The 18235-nt window shown below is 60.3% G+C and carries 18 protein-coding genes and 1 tRNA gene; 9 read left to right on the top strand and 10 right to left on the bottom strand.

Translation table 11 applies throughout. From position 1 onward, the window contains the following. The first annotated feature begins 83 nt into the window (after positions 1–83). Positions 84–159: transfer RNA gene (locus tag IBX53_RS09625), tRNA-Lys, on the top strand. 177 nt (positions 160–336) lie between these two features. Here the strand turns inward: IBX53_RS09625 and IBX53_RS09620 are convergent. Next, on the bottom strand, positions 337–1638 hold the full coding sequence (locus IBX53_RS09620; protein ID WP_290908520.1) for a peptidoglycan-binding protein: 1302 nt from the start codon (positions 1636–1638) through the stop codon (positions 337–339). Positions 1639–1985: 347 nt separating this feature from the next. Next, a complete protein-coding gene (locus tag IBX53_RS09615; protein WP_290908519.1) occupies positions 1986–3092 on the bottom strand; it encodes a diguanylate cyclase in 1107 nt (368 codons plus the stop codon). A gap of 544 nt (positions 3093–3636) precedes the next feature. Between IBX53_RS09615 and IBX53_RS09610 the strand changes: the two genes are divergently transcribed. Together IBX53_RS09610 and IBX53_RS09605 are read left to right on the top strand one after the other, a co-directional pair. Further along, positions 3637–4395 (top strand): Crp/Fnr family transcriptional regulator, encoded by a 759-nt coding sequence (locus tag IBX53_RS09610; RefSeq protein ID WP_290908517.1) that lies wholly within the window; start codon positions 3637–3639, stop codon positions 4393–4395. Positions 4396–4567: 172 nt separating this feature from the next. Next, positions 4568–5290 (top strand): Crp/Fnr family transcriptional regulator, encoded by a 723-nt coding sequence (locus tag IBX53_RS09605; RefSeq protein WP_290908516.1) that lies wholly within the window; start codon positions 4568–4570, stop codon positions 5288–5290. 172 nt (positions 5291–5462) lie between these two features. Here IBX53_RS09605 and IBX53_RS09600 read toward each other — a convergent pair whose 3' ends face one another. The 3 genes from IBX53_RS09600 to IBX53_RS09590 form a co-directional block, all read right to left on the bottom strand. Continuing rightward, positions 5463–5912, bottom strand: a complete 450-nt coding sequence (locus IBX53_RS09600; protein WP_290908515.1) for a PRC-barrel domain-containing protein — start codon at positions 5910–5912, stop codon at positions 5463–5465. Between the two features lie 397 nt (positions 5913–6309). Beyond that, the gene (locus IBX53_RS09595; RefSeq protein WP_290908513.1) at positions 6310–6627 is read right to left on the bottom strand and encodes a hypothetical protein; all 318 of its coding nucleotides are present in this window, start codon (positions 6625–6627) and stop codon (positions 6310–6312) included. Positions 6628–6637: 10 nt separating this feature from the next. After that, positions 6638–7801 (bottom strand): AI-2E family transporter, encoded by a 1164-nt coding sequence (locus tag IBX53_RS09590; RefSeq protein WP_290908512.1) that lies wholly within the window; start codon positions 7799–7801, stop codon positions 6638–6640. 504 nt (positions 7802–8305) lie between these two features. Between IBX53_RS09590 and IBX53_RS09585 the strand changes: the two genes are divergently transcribed. Further along, positions 8306–8698 carry a PRC-barrel domain-containing protein gene (locus IBX53_RS09585; RefSeq protein WP_290908510.1) on the top strand — a complete coding sequence of 131 codons (393 nt, stop codon included), beginning with the start codon at positions 8306–8308 and terminating at the stop codon, positions 8696–8698. A 183-nt stretch (positions 8699–8881) separates the two neighbouring features. Continuing rightward, positions 8882–9097, top strand: coding sequence for a DUF3185 family protein (locus IBX53_RS09580; RefSeq protein WP_290908508.1), 216 nt, complete (start codon positions 8882–8884; stop codon positions 9095–9097). Between the two features lie 25 nt (positions 9098–9122). On the opposite strand, the gene IBX53_RS09575 is transcribed toward IBX53_RS09580, so the two are convergent. Then, positions 9123–11705 carry a chemotaxis protein CheB gene (locus IBX53_RS09575; RefSeq protein WP_290908506.1) on the bottom strand — a complete coding sequence of 861 codons (2583 nt, stop codon included), beginning with the start codon at positions 11703–11705 and terminating at the stop codon, positions 9123–9125. 12 nt (positions 11706–11717) lie between these two features. Then, positions 11718–12344, bottom strand: a complete 627-nt coding sequence (locus IBX53_RS16255; protein WP_367171552.1) for a PAS domain S-box protein — start codon at positions 12342–12344, stop codon at positions 11718–11720. A gap of 304 nt (positions 12345–12648) precedes the next feature. Here IBX53_RS16255 and IBX53_RS09565 point away from each other — a divergent pair, with 304 nt between their 5' ends. Then, positions 12649–12831, top strand: coding sequence for a CsbD family protein (locus tag IBX53_RS09565; protein WP_290908502.1), 183 nt, complete (start codon positions 12649–12651; stop codon positions 12829–12831). Positions 12832–12961: 130 nt separating this feature from the next. On the opposite strand, the gene IBX53_RS09560 is transcribed toward IBX53_RS09565, so the two are convergent. Further along, complete coding sequence (locus IBX53_RS09560) at positions 12962–13219, bottom strand: hypothetical protein (protein ID WP_290908500.1); 258 nt, start codon at positions 13217–13219, stop codon at positions 12962–12964. A 349-nt stretch (positions 13220–13568) separates the two neighbouring features. Here IBX53_RS09560 and nadA point away from each other — a divergent pair, with 349 nt between their 5' ends. Continuing rightward, a complete protein-coding gene (gene nadA, locus IBX53_RS09555) occupies positions 13569–14597 on the top strand; it encodes a quinolinate synthase NadA (protein WP_290908497.1) in 1029 nt (342 codons plus the stop codon). Between the two features lie 16 nt (positions 14598–14613). Here the strand turns inward: nadA and IBX53_RS09550 are convergent, their stop codons facing one another. Beyond that, positions 14614–16077, bottom strand: a complete 1464-nt coding sequence (locus IBX53_RS09550) for a M48 family metalloprotease (RefSeq protein WP_290908494.1) — start codon at positions 16075–16077, stop codon at positions 14614–14616. 150 nt (positions 16078–16227) lie between these two features. Here IBX53_RS09550 and IBX53_RS09545 point away from each other — a divergent pair, with 150 nt between their 5' ends. Next, positions 16228–16476 carry a sulfurtransferase TusA family protein gene (locus IBX53_RS09545; protein WP_290908490.1) on the top strand — a complete coding sequence of 83 codons (249 nt, stop codon included), beginning with the start codon at positions 16228–16230 and terminating at the stop codon, positions 16474–16476. Beyond that, positions 16473–17573, top strand: coding sequence for an AI-2E family transporter (locus IBX53_RS09540; protein ID WP_290908486.1), 1101 nt, complete (start codon positions 16473–16475; stop codon positions 17571–17573). Before IBX53_RS09545 ends, IBX53_RS09540 begins: the two co-directional genes overlap by 4 nt. 55 nt (positions 17574–17628) lie before the next feature. On the opposite strand, the gene IBX53_RS09535 is transcribed toward IBX53_RS09540, so the two are convergent. Then, a complete protein-coding gene (locus tag IBX53_RS09535; protein WP_290908483.1) occupies positions 17629–18102 on the bottom strand; it encodes a peroxiredoxin in 474 nt (157 codons plus the stop codon). Positions 18103–18235 lie beyond the last annotated feature (133 nt).

The following is an 18235-nucleotide window of genomic DNA, read 5'->3' as shown; positions in this document are numbered from 1 at the left end:
AGCAGTTGGCTTTTAACCAATTGGTCGTAGGTTCGAATCCTACACGACCCACCATCCGGACCTGAAGGCTTGTACGCAAGCATGGGTCGTTAGCTCAGTTGGTAGAGCAGTTGGCTTTTAACCAATTGGTCGTAGGTTCGAATCCTACACGACCCACCAGTCATGAAAAAACGCCGCCGCTTCCCTGGAAGCGGCGGCGTTTTTCTTCGTCATCCTCGGAGAGTTCTGCGTTCGACTCAGGCTCAGCGCTCTCCCTCGGCGCTGTGGCTCATCATGAGCGAAGGCACCCGCAGAGCCGTGATGCCGAGCCCTGTTGTCGGGCATTGCCGCGAGCGATCAGCGATCCTGGAGTCGCGCCCGTCCCAGGGTGTAGTCACCCCCCTGATTGGCCAGCACGAAGCCCTGGAAGCGCTCGCGCAGTTCAGTGTCCCGCACCCGCAGCAGGCGCTGATCATCCACGTGAACCTGCATCTCTCCATTCTCCTCGCGGGTCCAGACGATAGTGTGGAACCGTCCGTCCTCGAGGTCGAGCTGGCCTTCGTGGCGGGCAATCACCTCGACGCCTGTCGAGGTCAGCCTGACCAGGCTGAGCCCCGGGTTCACGCCGGGAGAGTAGACCAGTCGATAGCCGTTGCCGGTGGGCCGGCTGCCCTGGAACAGTCCCATCTCCAGGCTTCCAGAGCGCTGACGGGAGGCGATCTGGAGGTCCATCCTGAAGGCGTTGTCGACCGGGGCATTGACGAAGATGCGTGCCGGTTCCACGGCGATGGGCACCTCGTCGCGTCTGACGCTGCCCGTCTGCTCGAGAATCAGCTCCAGCATGGCCAGGCCGATCTCCTCCGGTCGGTCGGCGCTGAGCCTGCGCGATTCGCGATCGGCTGCCCGCTGTGTCGCCACGATGCTGCGCAAGCCGTTGTCATCGACCTCGAAATCACCGCTGAGCACCGTCCAGGCAGGATTGCGACGGTAGTCGCCGTCGCCGAAGTCATCCTGCAGGGCGATTCGAGGCGAGATGGTGGGCGGCGGTGCCGTCACCGCTTCCCTCTCCGTCTGACGCAGGCGTCTGAGCAGATCGGCCGTGGCGTGACCGTCCTGGATCAGGTCGATGTCGGCCTGGTACTCGCGTATCGCGTTGCGGGTCCGGCGTCCCATGGCGCCATCCACCGGCCCGGCGTCATAGCCGAGTCGATTGAGCTCGCGCTGTATCTCGGCGATGCCTTGCCGATCCGTCAGGGTCTCGATATCGGGCCGCGATGGCGGTGTCGCCTGTGAGGGTGCCTCTTCCGGCTGCCAGGCCCGCGCCGCCTGCTGAGCCTCGGCGATCTGTCCGGCCGTCATGCGGCTGGTCAGCGCATCGCGCGCCTGGGCGGCATGACGATGACCTCGGGCCGCGGCCAGGTTGTACCACTGGTGGGCCTGCACGAAGTCCTGCGGCGTACCGCTGCCGGCCTCGTGCAAACGGCCCAGCATGTACTGGGCATCGGCGTCGCCGCCCCTGGCCGCTGCACCGAATGCCTGGAGTGCCTGGCGGTACTCCTGTCTTTCGTAGTGGCGCATGGCCTCGGCGTAATCGGCGTTGGCCAGCCCGATGTGGCTGACCAGGAGGAATAGCAGTAGAAATCCTTTGATGATGATCACGGGGCATCTCCAGTGAAGGTGGGCCGCCACTTGATGTATGCAGCCTCAGGACCTCACCGTGCGGACTTGCCCTTCGCCTCATGCCTCGCCTGTATCAACGAAGGCCGAGGACGGAAAGAATCACCAGCACGATGACGATTGCACCTACGATATAGACGATACTGTTCATGATGTGTACCTCAGTTGCGCACTGACCTGTTTCAGGATGTGGCGGGATGGTTCGTGACATGATGGCGTCGCAGTCCGTGCGACGCGAAGTGCAACTCCCTGTACAGGCTATTCCTTGCCCCACTGATGACAGCATATCGATTGACAGGCATTCCTTCTGTGCGCTGGCGTACATTCGGCTAGAAGTCAAAAAAACGCTGCGACGGATGGGGGGGGTGATGCAGACCTGGCTCGGTCCGCCTGCGCTGGATGAGCTGGGTATTCATGTCGGCCGTGAAGCACTGGTGTCCATTTCGGCCATTCCGCTTGGTGTGATACATGGCCAGGTCGGCGGTATGCAGGAGGGTATCGGCATCGTCGGCATCATTCGGGTAGAGGCTGATGCCGATGCTCAGCGTGATGTGGAGCGTGTGACCCAGGATATGGAAGCGTCTATCCAGCGCGGCAAGCAGCTTTTCCGCGACCCTGCAGGCATCTTCGCGCTTTCTGATCTGGGCAAGCAGGATCACGAATTCGTCACCACCCTGCCGGCAGACGGTGTCGATATCGCGCATGCAACTGCGAAGACGACACGCGACCTCCTGGAGCAGACCGTCCCCCACGGCATGGCCGAGCTTGTCATTGATGGACTTGAAGCCATCAAGGTCAAGGTAGAGCAGGGCGACCAGATGCCGGTTGCGTCGGGCCAGGCCGATGGCGCGGGAGAGTCGTTCCGTCATCAGCGCACGATTGGGCAGGCCGGTCAGGACATCATGCTGCGCGAGATGGGCCATCCTCTCCAGCATGACCTGCGACATGGAAGCATCGCGGAACACGATCACGGCGCCGTTGACGCGACCCGACGGGTCATGGATGGGCACCGCGGAATCCTCGATCTCGAGCCTGCTGCCATCCTGGCGGACCAGCGCGCAGTCCAGGGAGAGGCCCACCGCTCTGTTCTCCTCGATGGCGCGTCGCCCGGAGGTAAGGGTGGCTTGATGTGTCCTGCTATCGACAAGTTTGAGTACTCGAGAGAGGGGCTTGCCGATGGCCTCCAGCTCCGACCAGCCCGTCAGGGTCTCGGCCACTCGGTTCATGTAGATGATCGTACCCTGAAGATCGACGGTCAGCACCGCATCGACAACGGCGTCGAGGGCCACCCTGGCCCAGGGTTTCTCGATATTGACGGGGACCGCGTCGGAATGCCGCGCTACGGCGACGTCTCGTCTCGAGGCTTTCGTCTGGGCGTGGTCCAGCCAGACCGGGTACTCGGCGCGAGGGGAGGCGGAGGGTCGCTGATGAAGCATCGAGTCCTCTCTCATGTGCAAGGCCCAAGAATGCGCATCTTCCGTGAGTCGAGCTCCCGGATGATGGCCAGGGGCAGAGCGGCTCGATGCGGCGCTTGATTCCGTGAGACAAGGGGCGTGATGATCAAGAACGTTGGCACTGGCATGAATCGGCCTCCTTTCCGCCTGCGTACGAGTCTCCGTGGATCGGCATGACCCAATCCCTGGAACCAGGACGGTCTTCCCGAAGCCTAGTCCCGTGACGGCGTCGCTTCTGTGCGATAGCGTACGCAAGCATGAAAGCGTGGCTGCGCCAAGCTACGATGGAATGATCACTGTTGCGAGGTGGTTGTCAGTTGGAGGCGTGGAAATAATATTTACTGTTTAAAATCATGGGCATGTGATATCAGCTGCGTTGCAGAGCCGTCTGCCGACCCTTTCGTGAGGCTCGCCGCGGTGAGGTCCGCAAGGCTAGACTGAGCTGGTCGCGTCGAACATCAGCGTCACGTCCTCTCCTTGATGGCTCCTGCCGTCAGGAAGATTGTCCGGTAAAGGAGTACGGATCATGTCCGCGCAGAATAACCCCCGTCAGAAACGTTCTCTGGCGAATCCGCAGCATCATCCTCGTCAGAACGACCTGCTGGCGGCGCTGCCGGATGAAGACTACCAGTGCCTGACGTCCAACCTGGAATGGGTCGATCTGAAACTCGGGGATTGTCTGGGCGAGTCGGGAAAGACAATGCACTATGTCTATTTTCCGCTGGATTGCATCGTATCGTTACTTTGCGTCATGGAAGATGGAAACTCGACGGAAATTGCCGTCGTCGGAAACGAGGGGATCGTCGGCATCTCGCTGTTCATGGGGGGAGAAACGACGCCGAGCCGAGCCATCGTGCAGAGTTCCGGCAGCGCCTATCGCCTCAGGGGGGGGCAGATAAAGGAAGAGTTCTATCGTGCGGGTATCCTGCAGAGACTGCTGCTGCGTTACACGCAGGCACTGATCACCCAGATGGCACAGACGGCGGTCTGTAACCGGCATCACAGCCTGGATCAGCAACTGTGCCGCTGGCTGTTGCTGAGCCTGGATCGCTTGCAGACAAGCGAACTGGTCATGACCCAGGAACTGATCGCCAACATGCTTGGGGTGCGTCGAGAGGGGGTCACCGCGTCGGCCGGCAAGCTGCAGAAAGCCGGCCTGATCACCTACCACCGCGGGCATATCACCATTCTGGACAGACCCGGCCTGGAGGCTCGGGTCTGTGAATGCTATGAGGTCGTCAAGAAGGAGTACGACCGCCTGCTGGACTATCAGCTACCCGACTGAAGGCCTCTGCTCCTGCCGAGCCGGGGGCTCGAGCCGCGCGTGACCCGAGTGTGTCTCCTGGCGCACCGAGCTCTGAGGGTGGATATGTCAGTGTCAGGGGATGGGCCTGCTGGTGATTCTCTGATGGCTTGCCATGTGCCGATTTTCGATGCTTTCCACCAGGAGCGTACGCATGAACCCTTTACCCCTTGGTTCGATGTCTAACTACCTGATCGACAGTCTGCCGCGTCAGGAAAAGGCATCATTTCTTGCCGATTGCGAGGTCATCGAGCTGATGCTTGGTGAGGTGATCACCGAGCAGGGTGGGAACATCCTGCATGTCCACTTTCCACTCGACAGCTTCATCTCCCAGATTGCCAGCCTTAGTGACGGGAAGTTGCTGGAAGTGGCGATGGTTGGCAGTGAAGGGATGTTGGGAACCCCCCTGATGCTGGGGGTCGATGAGTCACCCTGGCTTGCCCTGGTACAGGGGGCCGGAACGGCACTGCGCATGCCGCTGGGCCTCTTCGTCCGGCACCTCGAGCAGAGCCCCGCGCTGCAGAGGCTTCTTGAGCGATATCTCTATGTGGTCATCCATCAGCTGTCCCGGGTGGCGGCATGTACCCACTACCATCTGGTCGAGGCGCGCCTGGCGCGATGGCTGCTGATGACCCAGGATCGTGCGCACTCGGATCAGCTGCATCTCACCCATGAGTTTCTGGCCATGATGCTGGGAGTGCGTCGTGCCGGAATCACCCTGGCCGCCATGGCGCTTCAGGCACGCCGGCTGATCAGCTATCACCGCGGCGATATCGTGGTGCTGGACCGAGAGGGGCTGATCGAGGCCTCCTGTGGCTGCTATGTCGCCGACCGCAGTCTCTACCTTCGGGTAATCACCGGCGGAGGCGCTTCATGAGATCGGCTGGCACGCGCAGGATGAAGCCTTCGGAGTCATGAGGATTAGCCATCATCCTTGGGAATGGCAACGAGATCCAGGAATGACGGCTTGCTTGACCACTACTGAAGACAGCGGGGGCACGTTGTGCCCCCGCTGACTTTGGGTCGGATCAAAGATAACGGTGGTTGGATCAATCGCGCTCGAACTCGGGCGATTCACGCAGGGTGTCTTCGTCAACGTCGGTATAGAACAGGGATTCGTCATCTTCCACGACGTGGTCGATCTGGTCCCAGCTCAGGCCAACGTCCTGTCCGCCGAGGCCCAGGAAGGTGCCGGTCTTGACCACGACGCCGACGATGCGGCCATCTTCGCCGATGACCAGATCCTGAATTTCGCCGATTTCCTCATCTGTACTGCGCTGCTTGATGTTCTTGCCGATGATGTCGTCGGCATAAAACGCTCCAGCGGGCTTACCTTTCATATGCTGACTACCCATCATCTGCTCGCCGACGCCCTGCTGATGGGCACGCTGTTGGCCGTCGGCCTTCATGGTGTCATGCTTGTCTGCTGACACCGTCATGCTGAGTGCCAATGCCGGGACAAAAGCGGCGGAAAGAATAAATGTAGTTAGCTTCTTCATGATGTTTCTCCACAGATTCATGTCTGTCTTCTGGACCCTGCTGGGTCGAGAGAGCAGTTCTCGTATCGCAGCTCTCGTGTTGCGGTAATGCCACGTCATATTGGTCATTGGATGGCGACTCGTCGGTGCGATGCCCCACACAGTCCAAGATATACTGAAAAAATCAAGGAAAAATCCAAGGTAAATCAAGCGTAAATTATGGTAAGTATTTGTTGTTTACTGGATGCGGTGATGTGAAATGAAGACGATGAATGGAGACAGATATTGGGAAAATAAGCCATGAAAAATTGTTTGCCAAGAACTGGTGATATGATTTTCCACGGCTTATCTCGATAGCTGGTTGATCAAAAATTCTCATGCACCGAAGTGCCATCTTCGATGCGATGGACAACGGAAGTTAACGGCGACGCGTCAGCGACGTATACAGCACGCCAGCGATAAAGGCCATGCCGACAGACAGCAGTGGCTTGTCGCGGACGTAGCCGGTCACACGTTCGAGTAGATCATCGGCTCGCTGGCGCCCATGGGCAGTCGCCTCGCGAATACGCTCATCGGCATGGGAGGCGTGCTCCCGAGCATACTCCTCGGCCTTGCCAGCGGTCTCGGCGGCCCGGTTCAGCGCTTCGTGAGCCTTTCCAGCAACTTGATCGGTGGTTTCATGGTCGCCTGATTTCATCATGGTCGTAGCCTCGTTGGTTGCCATGTAGACGGGCATCGTTGCCTCGTCAGGTTTGGCGATTATTGTCGCCAAAAGTATCAGTGAGTATCAGCCGTTCGGGTTCATCGGTCCATATCGCGGTAGGTAGCTGGCTTTTCACATGCCTCCCGAGGGTTAGCAAGAACGCCGTCAGGGGAACGGCAAGGATCATGCCTACGACACCACCCAGCACAATCCCCCAGAAGAGGATCGAGATCACCACCAGAGCCGGATGCAGTCCCGAGCGGTCTGCCATGATCTTGGGGGTAAGGAGCACGCTCTCCACCAGCTGTGTGACAGCGATAACCGCCAGCACCAACATGACAAGCTGGCTGCCACCGTCGGGCTGAAAATAAGCGATGGGCATGACGGTCACGACGCCGACAATGAAGCCCAGATAAGGCACGATATTCAACAGACCAAGCACGAGGCCGATGTAAATCGCTGCCTCGAGACCGATGACGGTAAAACCGATGGCCATCATGACGCCCATGATCAGGGCGATGGTCAGCTGTCCCCGGAAAAAGGCGGTGACATAATCGATAAAGACCTGACCCAGGTAGAGCACCTCGTTCTGCCTCTTGTCGGTGAACAGAAACAGCATGCCTTTGATATTCTCCTTCAGGCTATTTCCGGAGAGCAGCGCAAAGAAAAGATAGAGGGGGACGAAACCGAGACCCACCAGGAATCCTAGATATTTCATTGTGCGGTCGGTGGCTTCCTCGGCATCCGGAAGCATCGACTGGATATCCATTCTGGAGATGGCATCTTCGACTATCGGAAACGCTTTCGGGAAGCTGTAGGACAGGCTTTCGTGTCCGCGCTCGGCTATCCCTGGCACGGACTGGATGAACTGGCTGCCTTGATAGATGGCCGTGGGCAGGACCAGCACCATCAGCGAAAGAAACAGGCCAAACATGACCACAAACAAGGAGACCACGGCGCCCAGTCGATTCATGCGCAAGTGACGCTCGAACAGTTCCACAACCGGAAACAGGACAAGTGCAAGTACGCCGGCCATGGCCAGGGGAAATACCAGAGCGTGCAGGGCGGCGAGGATTTGCCCGAAAACCCAGATGATAAACACGATGGTGGTCACCAGAGTGACGGCGCTGAGGGCGACAATGGTGTAACGAAGCAACCGTTTCTCACCGGCTGCAAGGTCGATATAGGCTCTCTTTTCTGAGCTCATGGGGATTCATTGCCTCTATGCGAAGATCTGGCAGGCTCTGAGCCATCTATGAGTCGCGTATTATTTTCATAGGCGAAAGATGCCGTATCCCCCTGGTCAGGAGAGTCGTCCATTTGATGTTTTTTTAGCGTAGGCACAAGCGACGGATCTTTCGGTGCGCTACCACACACAGTGTCGCCCGCTGTCACGGCCTAGCCAGGAGGGCTGGCTGAAAAATTAGTTCCCCTCTGTATGCCACCGCACAGACCTCGCCATCATCTACCGTTAGCTTTAAACCACTCTCTGGATTTATTTAAGTTGCTGGTGAGAGGAAAGGCCAAGTCAACAGTCAACTGGAGATCCGCTCATGTGCAGGAATCCGGTGAAAAACAGAACGGGTGATGATAAGTCCAAAGGAGTTGCCTAGGGCAATCGCTCGGAACAGAAGGGTGTTGCCGGGAAACATGGCGGCAAGGTTGGAGCCATGTTGAAATATATCAACTGCAATTTTAGGAAGGATAAGAAATGAACGATTCAAAGGTTCAGCCGAGTGGTAGTTTCGTCTCCGTCGATGACAGCCAGGTCGGGGGCATGTTATTGAGTGCGTCAACAATGACTGGCGACGATGTCTATAACATGAAAAATGAAGAGTTGGGTAAGATTCAGGATATTATGCTCGATGTCAACGAGGGAAAGATACGTTATGCGGTTTTGGCGTCGGGGGGGTTCCTGGGTATGGGGGATCGCCTGTTTGCTGTTCCGTGGAAGGCCCTGAAGCACGATGAAGCAAACAGGCGTTTCATTCTCGATGTAGATGCCGAGCGCTTGAAAGATGCGCCGGGATTTGACAAGGATAAATGGCCGAATATGGCTGATGCCAGTTGGAACTCGACTGTCGAGACTTTTTACACCAGGTGATCGATCAGCTCAGCTCGCTGAGCTTGGAAGACCTGGATAGTATTGACTATCCGGGTCAACCATGCCTCTCAGGCTATTTCACATGAAAAATAATCCACGCTCATCTTAACCTGCAATGGGCCCCCCTCGAAAATTGACGTTGGAAATTAATAATTGATTGCTGTAATAACAGGGAGAATGGAAATGGCCGCTAACCGAATACTCGCTCTTGTGCTGATCGTCGTGGGCGTCATCCTGCTATTCTTCGCATATCAGTCATCCCAGAGCCTCGGCGATCAGGTGACGGAGGCCGTCACCGGCCGATTCACTGATGCCACCATCTGGTATATTATCCTTGGCGCGGCGGCTGCGGTGGCCGGTATGGGATTGCTGGTCTTTGGTAAAGCCTCGGGCAGGTAATCCGCGATTCGCAGTGCCCTGTGGTTCATGATTCCAGATTCTTGCGCAGGGTCTGTTCCAGCTCCTTGGTCGCAGTGATATCGACAAGGGTGATCACCACTCCGTCAATCACGTTATCCAGCCGGCGATAGGGCATGATCCTTACCGTGAACCAGCGGCCGTCGGTGGTGAGGATCTGTTTCTCCGAAAATTCCAGGGTGTTAAGAGTGACAAGGGCATCGTCGTTGAGTTCTGGATACAGCAGGCTGGAGGTGAGATCGCTGAGGGGACGACCAACATCGCTTTCCCGGATGTTGATGATCTTTGATGCCCTTTCGGTGTAGCGGCGCACGTGCAGGTTCTGGTCGAGAAACAGTATGGCTATCTCGATGCTGTTGAGCAGATTTTTCATATCGCTCTGGGCGAGGGCGAGGTCATCGAGCTTGGTCTGCATTTCCGCGTTGATGGTCTGCAGTTCCTCGTTCATGGACTGCATTTCCTCTTTCGACGTGGTCAGTTCCTCATTGGTTGACTGCAATTCCTCATTGGTCGACTGCAACTCCTCGTTGGCTGCCTGTAACTCCTGCTGAGAGGCACGGTTTTCCTCCTTCAGCGTCTGAATCTCATCCTGGTATTGTTGCAACTCCGTGGCAAGAGACTGTTTCGAGTCTGTTTTCGATGTGTTCTTCCCGGCCGAGTCGGCATGCGCCGGGGCGATGTCGCGGAACACGATCATCTTCATGTCACGCAGGGCGGCAGGTTCTCGCAGCGTCTGTACGGTGATATCTACGTGCTGCGTGACCCCGCCGGGCAGCTGTACCTGCAGTCCTGCCAAGTGTGACGGCTCGCTTTGGGTTTCTGCCTGGCGCAGGGCGCTGGCGATGGGTGTACGCAGGCCTTCTCGCACCATGGCGTAAAAATTCCAGTTGGCCTTGCCGGCGGCGGGTTCCAGGTACTTTCCCGTGCGACCGCTGATATAGACGATATCACCCTCATCGTTGATCACCACTGCGGCGGGGGCATACACCTGCAGTAACACTTGATCAGCTGCCGCTTGCAGATTTTCATTCTTGTGAGAGGATGCGCTACTGGGTGACACGGAAATCTCCTTGGCTATCCTGGCCAGGGGAGGGAACGACTTTACCGGTAACCGGATGTCAATGTTCTGTACATTATCCTGGCGCCGGTAAAGCCTCAGCTTGGATTCGATAGGGGAAAACAACTGAGTGTAGCGTCCTATTGTTTCAGAACTCCCCAACAACAGTATCCCTCCGGCGCGCAGGCTGTAGTGAAAGAGGGGGATGAGTTTGCGTTGCAGGCTCTGGTTAAAGTAGATCAGCAGGTTGCGACAGGAAATAAGGTCCAGGCGAGTGAAGGGTGGGTCAAGCACCACATCCTGCTGGGCGAACAATACCAGGTCGCGGATATCCCGGTTGATCTGATAGCCGTTACTCTCAACAGTGAAAAAGCGAGCCAGGCGCTCTGCCGAGACACTGCTGCCGATGTCGGTGGGATAATGTCCGCGGCGAGCAGTGGAAATGGCATCCGGACTCAGGTCGGAGGCGAAGATCTGCAGGGTGAAGTCATGGGGGCGTGGTAGCGTGTCCAATGTCTCCATGAAGATCATGGCCAGGGTATAGGCCTCTTCACCGGTCGAGCAGCCGACTACCCAGGCGCGAAGGTGGTGCTCGTTGCCCTGTCTCGCGAGCAATTCCGGCAGGGTGATATTCGCTAGATGCTCCCAGACCTGGGCATCACGGAAAAAACTGGTCACTCCGATGAGCACTTCCTTGAACAAGAGGTCGATCTCCTGAGGGTTATGCTCCAGGAAATCGGCATAAAGGGTCAAGGTGGTGATTTCATGTATCGCCATGCGTCGCTCGATGCGGCGGTGCAGTGTGCTGTGCTTGTAGAGGGAGAAATCGTGCCGGGTTCGCTCTTGAAGCAGTCGGAATATGTGCTGCAAGGGCGTCGATTCGGACTCTTGCTCTGTCGTTGGCTCTGCCGAAACCCCGTTGGAGGGAGCCTGGGCGAGGTAGCTCAGTATGCGGGCGGGCAAGTCGCCAGGAGCTGCAATGATATCGGCGCAGCTTGCGGAGATGGCGCTTCTGGGCATGGCATCGAACTGTGCCGTGTCGGGCTGTTGCACCGCCGTGAGTCCGCCTACGGCCTTGATTGCCTGCAGGCCCAGGGTGCCGTCGGAGCCCATGCCGGAGAGTACCACGCCGATGGCGCGATCTCCCTGGGCGCGGGCCAGGGAAGAGAACAACACGTTGATAGGCAGGCGCATGCCTCTGGGTTCCATGGGTTTTGCCAGGTTCAGCAAGCCGTCGATAACGCTGAGTTCCGTATTCGGCGGAATAACATAGACGCAGTCCGGCTCGATGGGCATGCCATGGGTCGCCTGTCGAACCGACATCGGGGTGACTCGCTGGAGCAGCTCGGGCAGTAACGCCTTATGGGTGGGATCGAGATGCTGCACCACCACATAGGCCAGGTGGCTGTTGGGCGGTATCCTGGCAAGGAATTCTTCCAACGGCGCCAGCCCCCCGGCGGACGCACCAATACCCAGGATGCGTAAAGCTTCCTGGGGTGTCATCGGCGTGTTGCCAGGGGTCAAGGCAGCCATGATATGGAGCGACTAGCCATGGAGCGTCTTGCTCGAGATATCTGCATTGCCGCATTCGCAGCAGGCCAGCAGAATATGCTCGCCCCCCGCGGGGAGTGATGCCAGGAACTGCAAGTGCCGGGAGCCATGCGCGCCACCTCCCGCCTCGGCCTGGCAGTGATCACGGGCGCCGCTCTGCTTGACACGTTCCAGGAGGCCAAGCAGCAACGGCCGGCTCCGGGCGGGCAGGAACGTCGCGATGGGGTGTCCGTCAAGATCGTCACGTCCAGCACCAAGGAGTTCGGCGGCGGCAAGATTACCTTGAATAATGTTGCCCTCGAAATCGATGAGAAGATAACCAACTGGGGCGAAGTCGAAAAGCTTTCTATAAAGACTCAATTCGTCGGCAACCGCTCTTTCATTGTCGCTGATTTCCTCGATCTGCAGATCAAGTTCCACCTGATGCACCTGCAATTCATGGAGCAGTTTGAGGGCGTCTTCCGCACTTTCGGGATTGCTGGAGAGCCGGTGCAGAAGGCGAAGGGCGTCAACGCCCACCGACCATTGGCTCTGTGACGCAGTCGTGCCTGCCTGCAACTGCTCTTCGGCCTTGTCTCGCAGCTGTGCATAGACCCTGGGTTCAATACTCGTCTTTGACATATGAAAGACCTGACCTGCTATTTGGCTATTAGATTCATTATAGCTTATTGTGACTCGGGTGGGTATGAGAATTTTTTCTAGCCAGGGGATCCTTACTGTTGTAGTCCAGGGTCTTTATCCTGATATGTCGAGGGGCATTGAGACCGCCGTTGATCCGAAAAAAATCACTACAATTAAGTTCGATGCCACACAGACCGTGCGACGAGTATCAACTACATTGGGATTGGTAGCCTTCGCCTTGAATCTTTATCACTTCATCGCGAGAGGTAGAACCCAAATGGAACAGTCACTTGGAGGTCGGCTCATGAACAAGAATCAGGTGAAAGGTCGTGCGAAGGAAGCCAAGGGGAAGGTAAAGGAGGCTGTCGGCAAGGCGACCGGCAACAAGGAGACGGAGTACAAGGGCAAGGCCGAAAAGCAGGCTGGCAAGGTTGAGGCCAAATACGGAGATGTCAAGAGCGATATCAAGAAGGCGTCAAAGGAATAAATGACTCCACGATGTCATTGCCAGTTGATGTAATCGAAGTAGTGTGGAAGCCCGGCTTGACAATATCAGGCCGGGCTTTTGTCGTCATGTTTGGCTGGCGCGCTTCGTCAAGGCCTCGCCAGCCGGAATATCATGAGGGTATGTCGTAGATGATTCCGTCAATTTCCTCGCTTAGCAATTCATCGTCGCCTTCGTTGGGATGTCTGGCAGGCCCGTCGAGTTCCTCATCGTGTTTATCGTCACGGTCCGACTCGAGTGGAGCTTCAGGCATACGGTGAGGCTTGAAGGGGTAGCCGTGCTGCTGCTCGCTGGGTTCGCGCTCGGGTAAACGCGTGAACGACTCGAACGTGGAAGTGTCAGGAGCGCTGTGCTCGGAGATGGTTGACATGGTGACCTCGCGTCACTGCCCGGCCTTCACGGTATCGTGAAGCATCGGTAGCATGATGCTGACAGGGCGCCGGGTCGCCGTCGGTGCGCTGCCACACCGTCGCGATCGATGTCGCAAGCGCTTCGCGTGCCCTTGATCCTGCCCAGTGGAGCCCCCATATCTCCCATGCGCTCATTTTCTGGTCGGGACTGGTCAATACCCCACCGTTCTCGTCTAGAATAGAGGCTCGGGTCGACCACGGCGAAAGACGCAAGGGTTGGCCCCAGGCGCATCGTCCGCGCGGAGCGCGCGAGCCACGATGCACCCGATCATGCAGGGGGAGCCCCTGCCAGTCACAGTGGTAGACACGATGACGATCATGACTTCCCGTGCGGAGGTACACGAGTACCTGACCCGCACCTATTGCCCCACCCGGATTCCCGCCGAGGACGATGCCCTCATCGAGGAGATCAAGCGGCTCCTCGAGGCCAGAAATGCCGTGCTGGTGGCCCACTACTACACCGACGATGCCATCCAGCAACTCGCCGAGGAGACCGGCGGCTGCGTGGCCGACTCCCTGGAGATGGCGCGTTTCGGCGCCCGCCACGAGGCCGATACCCTGGTGGTGGCCGGGGTGCGCTTCATGGGCGAGACCGCCAAGATCCTCTCGCCGGAGAAGCGGGTGCTGATGCCCACCCTGGAGGCGACCTGCTCGCTGGATCTGGGCTGTCCGGCCGATGAGTTCAGCGCCTTCTGCGACCAGCACCCCGACCGCACCGTGGTGGTCTACGCCAACACCTCGGCGGCGGTGAAGGCCCGCGCCGACTGGGTGGTCACCTCGTCGATCGCCGTGGAGGTGATCGAGGAGCTCCAGGCCCGCGGCGAGAAGATCCTGTGGGCGCCGGACAAGCATCTCGGCGGCTACATCCAGAAGAAGACCGGCGCCGACATGCTGCTCTGGGACGGTGCCTGTATCGTCCACGAGGAGTTCAAGGCCAAGGGGGTCGAGGAGCTCAAGGCGCTCTATCCGGAGGCCGCGGTGCTGGTGCATCCGGAGTCTCCGTCCTCGGTGGTGGAGCTGGCCGACGTGGCGGGTTCCACTTCGCAGCTGATCAAGGCGGCGAAGGAGCTGCCCAACGACAAGCTGATCGTGGCCACCGATCGCGGCATCTTCTTCAAGATGCAGCAGGCAGTGCCCGAAAAGACCCTGTTCGAGGCGCCCACCGCGGGCAACGGTGCCACCTGCCGAAGCTGCGCCCACTGCCCGTGGATGGCGATGAACGCCCTGGACAACCTGGCCGACGCCCTGCGCCACGGCTCCGGCGAGATCTTCGTCGATGACGCATTGCGCCTGGCCGCGCTCAAGCCCCTGGAGCGGATGCTGAACTTCCAGCGCTGATCGAAGGCGCTGAGCGCTAGAACTTCTCCAGCGTCTCCCGATAGCCGATGAACGCCTCGCGGCGCTGCTCGATGCGGGCAGTAGCCGCGGCGTCTCCCTCCCGCTCGGCCACCTGCCGGGCCACTTCGAGCTGGCGGATGGCCTCGCTGATGCGTCCGTTCAGTTGCAACTGCTCGGCCCGGGCCAGGTGGCCCCAGGCTTCGCGGCCGCTGCGGCCGGCGGCCTGGGCCAGCAGGGTGAATACCTGCGGGTCCTCGTGGCGCCGCTCGGAAAGCTCGCGCAGCACCCGCCACGCCTCGTCCGGGTCGCGCTGCAGCAGCGCCTCACCCAGCACCAGGGTGGCAGGCAGGTGCCCTGGCATCAGCCTCAGCAGGCGGCGACTGCGCGCTATGGCGTCGTCATAGCGGCCGGCCTCGAAGGCCACCAGGGCGGCGGAGGCGGGCAGCAGGCCCAGGTCGGGCTCCTGGCGGGCCAGGGCGTCAAGGGTCGCGAGGGCACCGCTGGTGTTGCCCCGGCGGGCCTCCACCAGGGCGCTCAGGTAGCGCCGGGCGGCCGGGGGTACGTCGTCCTGGTCAAGCCGGGTGACGGCCAGTTGAGGGTCTTGCTCATGGATGGTCAGCAGGGCGCGGGCGCGCACCAGGTGGTACTGGAGGTCGTCGTCGCGAGGGGAGGGGACCGAAAGCTGGCCGGCCCGGTCCTGGGTGTCGCTGATCCGCGATTCGGTCACCGGGTGGGTGAGCAGGAACTCCGGCGGATTGCCGCCCTGCAGGCTGGCCATGCGCTGCATGGCGCGGAACATCCTCACCATGGCCTGGGGGTCGTAGCCGGCCTGGGCCATGGCCTGCAGGCCGATGCGGTCGGCCTCCTGCTCGAAGCGCCGCGAGTAGGCCAGCTGGTCCTGGATGAAGGCGGCCTGGGAGCCCATGGCCACGCCGATGCCGGCATCGCCGCCGCCGGCGGCGGCGATCAGCATGCCGGCCAGCATGGCGGCCATGGCGGGCACCTGGGTCTGCTCGGCGCGGGCCTGGCCGCGGGCGTAGTGGCGCTGGGAGAGGTGGCCCAGCTCATGGGCCAGCACCGAGACAATTGCCGCCTCTTCCTCGGCGAAGGCGAACAGGCCGGCATTCACGCCGATGATGCCCCCCGGCACGGCGAAGGCGTTGAGCTGGCGGCTGTCGACCAGGGTCACCAGGGGCTGGCTGCCGCCGAGCCCGCTGTGGGGCAGCAGGCGGGTGACCATCGACTCCATGTAGTGCTGGGCGATGGGGTCCTGCCACTGGGGCGCGCGGGCCCGGAACTGCCGCAGCCAGGCCCGGCCGAGCCGAAACTCCTCGCCGCTGGCGGCCTGGCTGTCACCGCTGGCCAGGCTCGGCAGCCCGGCGGCGCTGTCCCACTGGGGCTGGGTCCACTGGGCGGTGGCGGGCAGGGCCAGCGCCAGGCACAGGGCGCCGAGGGCGAGTCGGGGAAAACGGCGCGTCATGCTCGGAGTCTCCAGTGGTGGGCCGGGGTGGCCCATGGTCTGACATTGATTCAGCCGGTAAAGTGCCTTTAAATCCCAAGGGCTTCCGTGCCGCGCGGCCATCCGGCGCAGGCTCGCACACCCCACCCCTTCATTGTTCCGGGAGAGATCATGGCCCTGCAACCCGACGACCTGCTCGATGCCCGCGGTCTTCCCTGCCCGCTGCCGCTGCTCAAGGCGAAGCAGGCGCTGGCGCGCCTGGCGCCTGGCCAGCTGCTCGAGGTGGTGGCCACCGACGCCGGCTCCTGGCAGGACTTCGAGACATTCACTGCCCAGAGCCACCATGACATGCTGGAGCGCGAGGCGCGAGGCGACGTCTACCATTACTGGATCCGCAAGGGCGCGGAGGGCACTTCATGACCCTGCGGACTGTCTTCAAGGGCTGGATCGATCACTACTTCTCCGACGAGGAGGCGGTCATCCTGCTGGTCCTGCTGGTGCTTGGCTTCGCCGCGGTGATCTTTCTCGGGCGCATGCTGGCGCCCTTCCTCACCGCCCTGGTGATCGCCTTTCTGCTGCAGGGGGCGGTGAGCTGGCTGCAACGCCGCCACGTGCCCCACCTGCTGGCGGTGGCCCTGGTGTTCCTGGGCTTCATCGGCCTGCTGCTGGCGCTGGCCTTCATCCTGATGCCGCTGATCTGGAACCAGCTGGTGGGGCTGGTGCAGGAGACGCCGCGCATGTTCGCCAGCGGTCAGCAGCTGCTCGACGACCTCCAGGAGCGCTATCCGCAGCTGATCACCCCCGACCAGATCCAGAACTGGGTTGCCGTGGCCGGGCGCGAGATGACCCAGTTCGGCCAGCGTGCCCTGACCCTGTCGTTGGCCTCGCTGGGCAACGTGCTGGCGCTGATCATCTACCTGGTACTGGTGCCGATCCTGGTCTTCTTCCTGCTCAAGGATCGCGACAGCCTGGTGGGCTTCACCCTCTCGCTGCTGCCCCAGAAGCGTGCCCTGATGACCCGCATCTGGCAGGAGATGGACGTCCAGATCGCCAACTACGTGCGCGGGAAGTTCATCGAGATCATCATCGTGGGCACCGTCTCCTTTCTCACCTTCGCCTACTTCGGGCTGCCCTATTCGGCGCTGCTGGCGGTGCTGGTAGGCTTCTCGGTACTGGTGCCCTACATCGGCGCGGCGGTGGCGACCCTGCCGGTGGCGGCGGTGGCGGGCTTCCACTTCGGCATGACCAGCGAGTTCGCCTATGTGGTGATCGCCTACGGTATCATCCAGGCACTGGACGGCAACGTGCTGGTGCCGATCCTGTTCTCCGAGGCGGTCAACCTGCACCCGGTGTCGATCATCGTGGCGGTGCTGTTCTTCGGCGGGATCTGGGGCTTCTGGGGGATCTTCTTCGCCATTCCGCTGGCGACCCTGCTCAAGGCGCTGGTCTATGCCTGGCCCCGGGGGATTCAGCGACACAAGCGCGAGGAGGCGGCCGAGGTCATGGCCCAGGAGTGAGCGAAGCGAGGGGGACGTGTGGAGGGCCGCCCTTCGGGGCGGCCTCCGGCGGGGCTCAGCCGTTGTGCAGCGCCTGGGCGGCTTCCAGTACCTCCTGGGCGTGACCCGGTACCTTGACCCCGCGCCACTCCCTGGCCAGCCTGCCCTCGGCGTCGATCAGGAAGGTGCTGCGTTCGATGCCCAGATGCTCCTTGCCATAGAGCTTCTTGAGCTTGATGACCTCGAACAGCTCGCACACCGCCTCGTCCTTGTCGGAGAGCAGATCGAAGTTGAAGCCCTGCTTGGTCTTGAAGTTCTCCTGGGCGCGGAGCCCGTCCCGGGAGACGCCGAGGATTACCGTGTTGGCGGCCTCGAACTCCGCCTTGCGGTCGCGGAAGTCGCCGCCCTCGGTGGTGCAGCCCGGGGTGCTGGCCTTGGGGTAGAAGTAGACCACCACCTGCCGGCCCTTGAACTCGGCGAGGGACAGGGTGGTATCACCGGTGGCGGTGGCGGTGAAGTCGGGGACCGGCTGGCCGATGCTCACGCTCATGGAAGTCTCCTGCGCGTTGGTGGGGGGAGCTTGATTACACGCAAGCGGCGCGGCGCTGTCAAAGTGGTGCGCCTCGCTGCTGTACAGGCTCTGGCCGGCTGAGTACCATTTGATCCCTGATGCGGGCCATGGG

The sequence above is a fragment of the Halomonas sp. genome (assembly GCF_014859505.1).
GTDB lineage: Bacteria > Pseudomonadota > Gammaproteobacteria > Pseudomonadales > Halomonadaceae > Halomonas.
The sequence above is the reverse complement of the archived record's forward strand: the minus strand, read 5'-3'. Positions and strand labels throughout refer to the sequence as shown.

What these genes read in the sequence shown, in the direction of transcription:
- IBX53_RS09575 (WP_290908506.1), bottom strand. Translation starts at nt 11,705, where the DNA reads ATGGCTGCCTTGACCCCTGGCAACACGCCGATGACACCCCAGGAAGCT.
- IBX53_RS09535 (WP_290908483.1), bottom strand. Translation starts at nt 18,102, where the DNA reads ATGAGCGTGAGCATCGGCCAGCCGGTCCCCGACTTCACCGCCACCGCC.
- IBX53_RS09605 (WP_290908516.1), top strand. Translation starts at nt 4,568, where the DNA reads ATGAACCCTTTACCCCTTGGTTCGATGTCTAACTACCTGATCGACAGT.
- IBX53_RS09595 (WP_290908513.1), bottom strand. Translation starts at nt 6,627, where the DNA reads ATGCCCGTCTACATGGCAACCAACGAGGCTACGACCATGATGAAATCA.
- IBX53_RS09615 (WP_290908519.1), bottom strand. Translation starts at nt 3,092, where the DNA reads ATGCTTCATCAGCGACCCTCCGCCTCCCCTCGCGCCGAGTACCCGGTC.
- IBX53_RS09565 (WP_290908502.1), top strand. Translation starts at nt 12,649, where the DNA reads ATGAACAAGAATCAGGTGAAAGGTCGTGCGAAGGAAGCCAAGGGGAAG.
- IBX53_RS09550 (WP_290908494.1), bottom strand. Translation starts at nt 16,077, where the DNA reads ATGACGCGCCGTTTTCCCCGACTCGCCCTCGGCGCCCTGTGCCTGGCG.
- IBX53_RS09540 (WP_290908486.1), top strand. Translation starts at nt 16,473, where the DNA reads ATGACCCTGCGGACTGTCTTCAAGGGCTGGATCGATCACTACTTCTCC.
- IBX53_RS09580 (WP_290908508.1), top strand. Translation starts at nt 8,882, where the DNA reads ATGGCCGCTAACCGAATACTCGCTCTTGTGCTGATCGTCGTGGGCGTC.
- IBX53_RS09590 (WP_290908512.1), bottom strand. Translation starts at nt 7,801, where the DNA reads ATGAGCTCAGAAAAGAGAGCCTATATCGACCTTGCAGCCGGTGAGAAA.
- nadA (WP_290908497.1), top strand. Translation starts at nt 13,569, where the DNA reads ATGACGATCATGACTTCCCGTGCGGAGGTACACGAGTACCTGACCCGC.
- IBX53_RS16255 (WP_367171552.1), bottom strand. Translation starts at nt 12,344, where the DNA reads ATGTCAAAGACGAGTATTGAACCCAGGGTCTATGCACAGCTGCGAGAC.
- IBX53_RS09600 (WP_290908515.1), bottom strand. Translation starts at nt 5,912, where the DNA reads ATGAAGAAGCTAACTACATTTATTCTTTCCGCCGCTTTTGTCCCGGCA.
- IBX53_RS09585 (WP_290908510.1), top strand. Translation starts at nt 8,306, where the DNA reads ATGAACGATTCAAAGGTTCAGCCGAGTGGTAGTTTCGTCTCCGTCGAT.
- IBX53_RS09560 (WP_290908500.1), bottom strand. Translation starts at nt 13,219, where the DNA reads ATGTCAACCATCTCCGAGCACAGCGCTCCTGACACTTCCACGTTCGAG.
- IBX53_RS09610 (WP_290908517.1), top strand. Translation starts at nt 3,637, where the DNA reads ATGTCCGCGCAGAATAACCCCCGTCAGAAACGTTCTCTGGCGAATCCG.
- IBX53_RS09545 (WP_290908490.1), top strand. Translation starts at nt 16,228, where the DNA reads ATGGCCCTGCAACCCGACGACCTGCTCGATGCCCGCGGTCTTCCCTGC.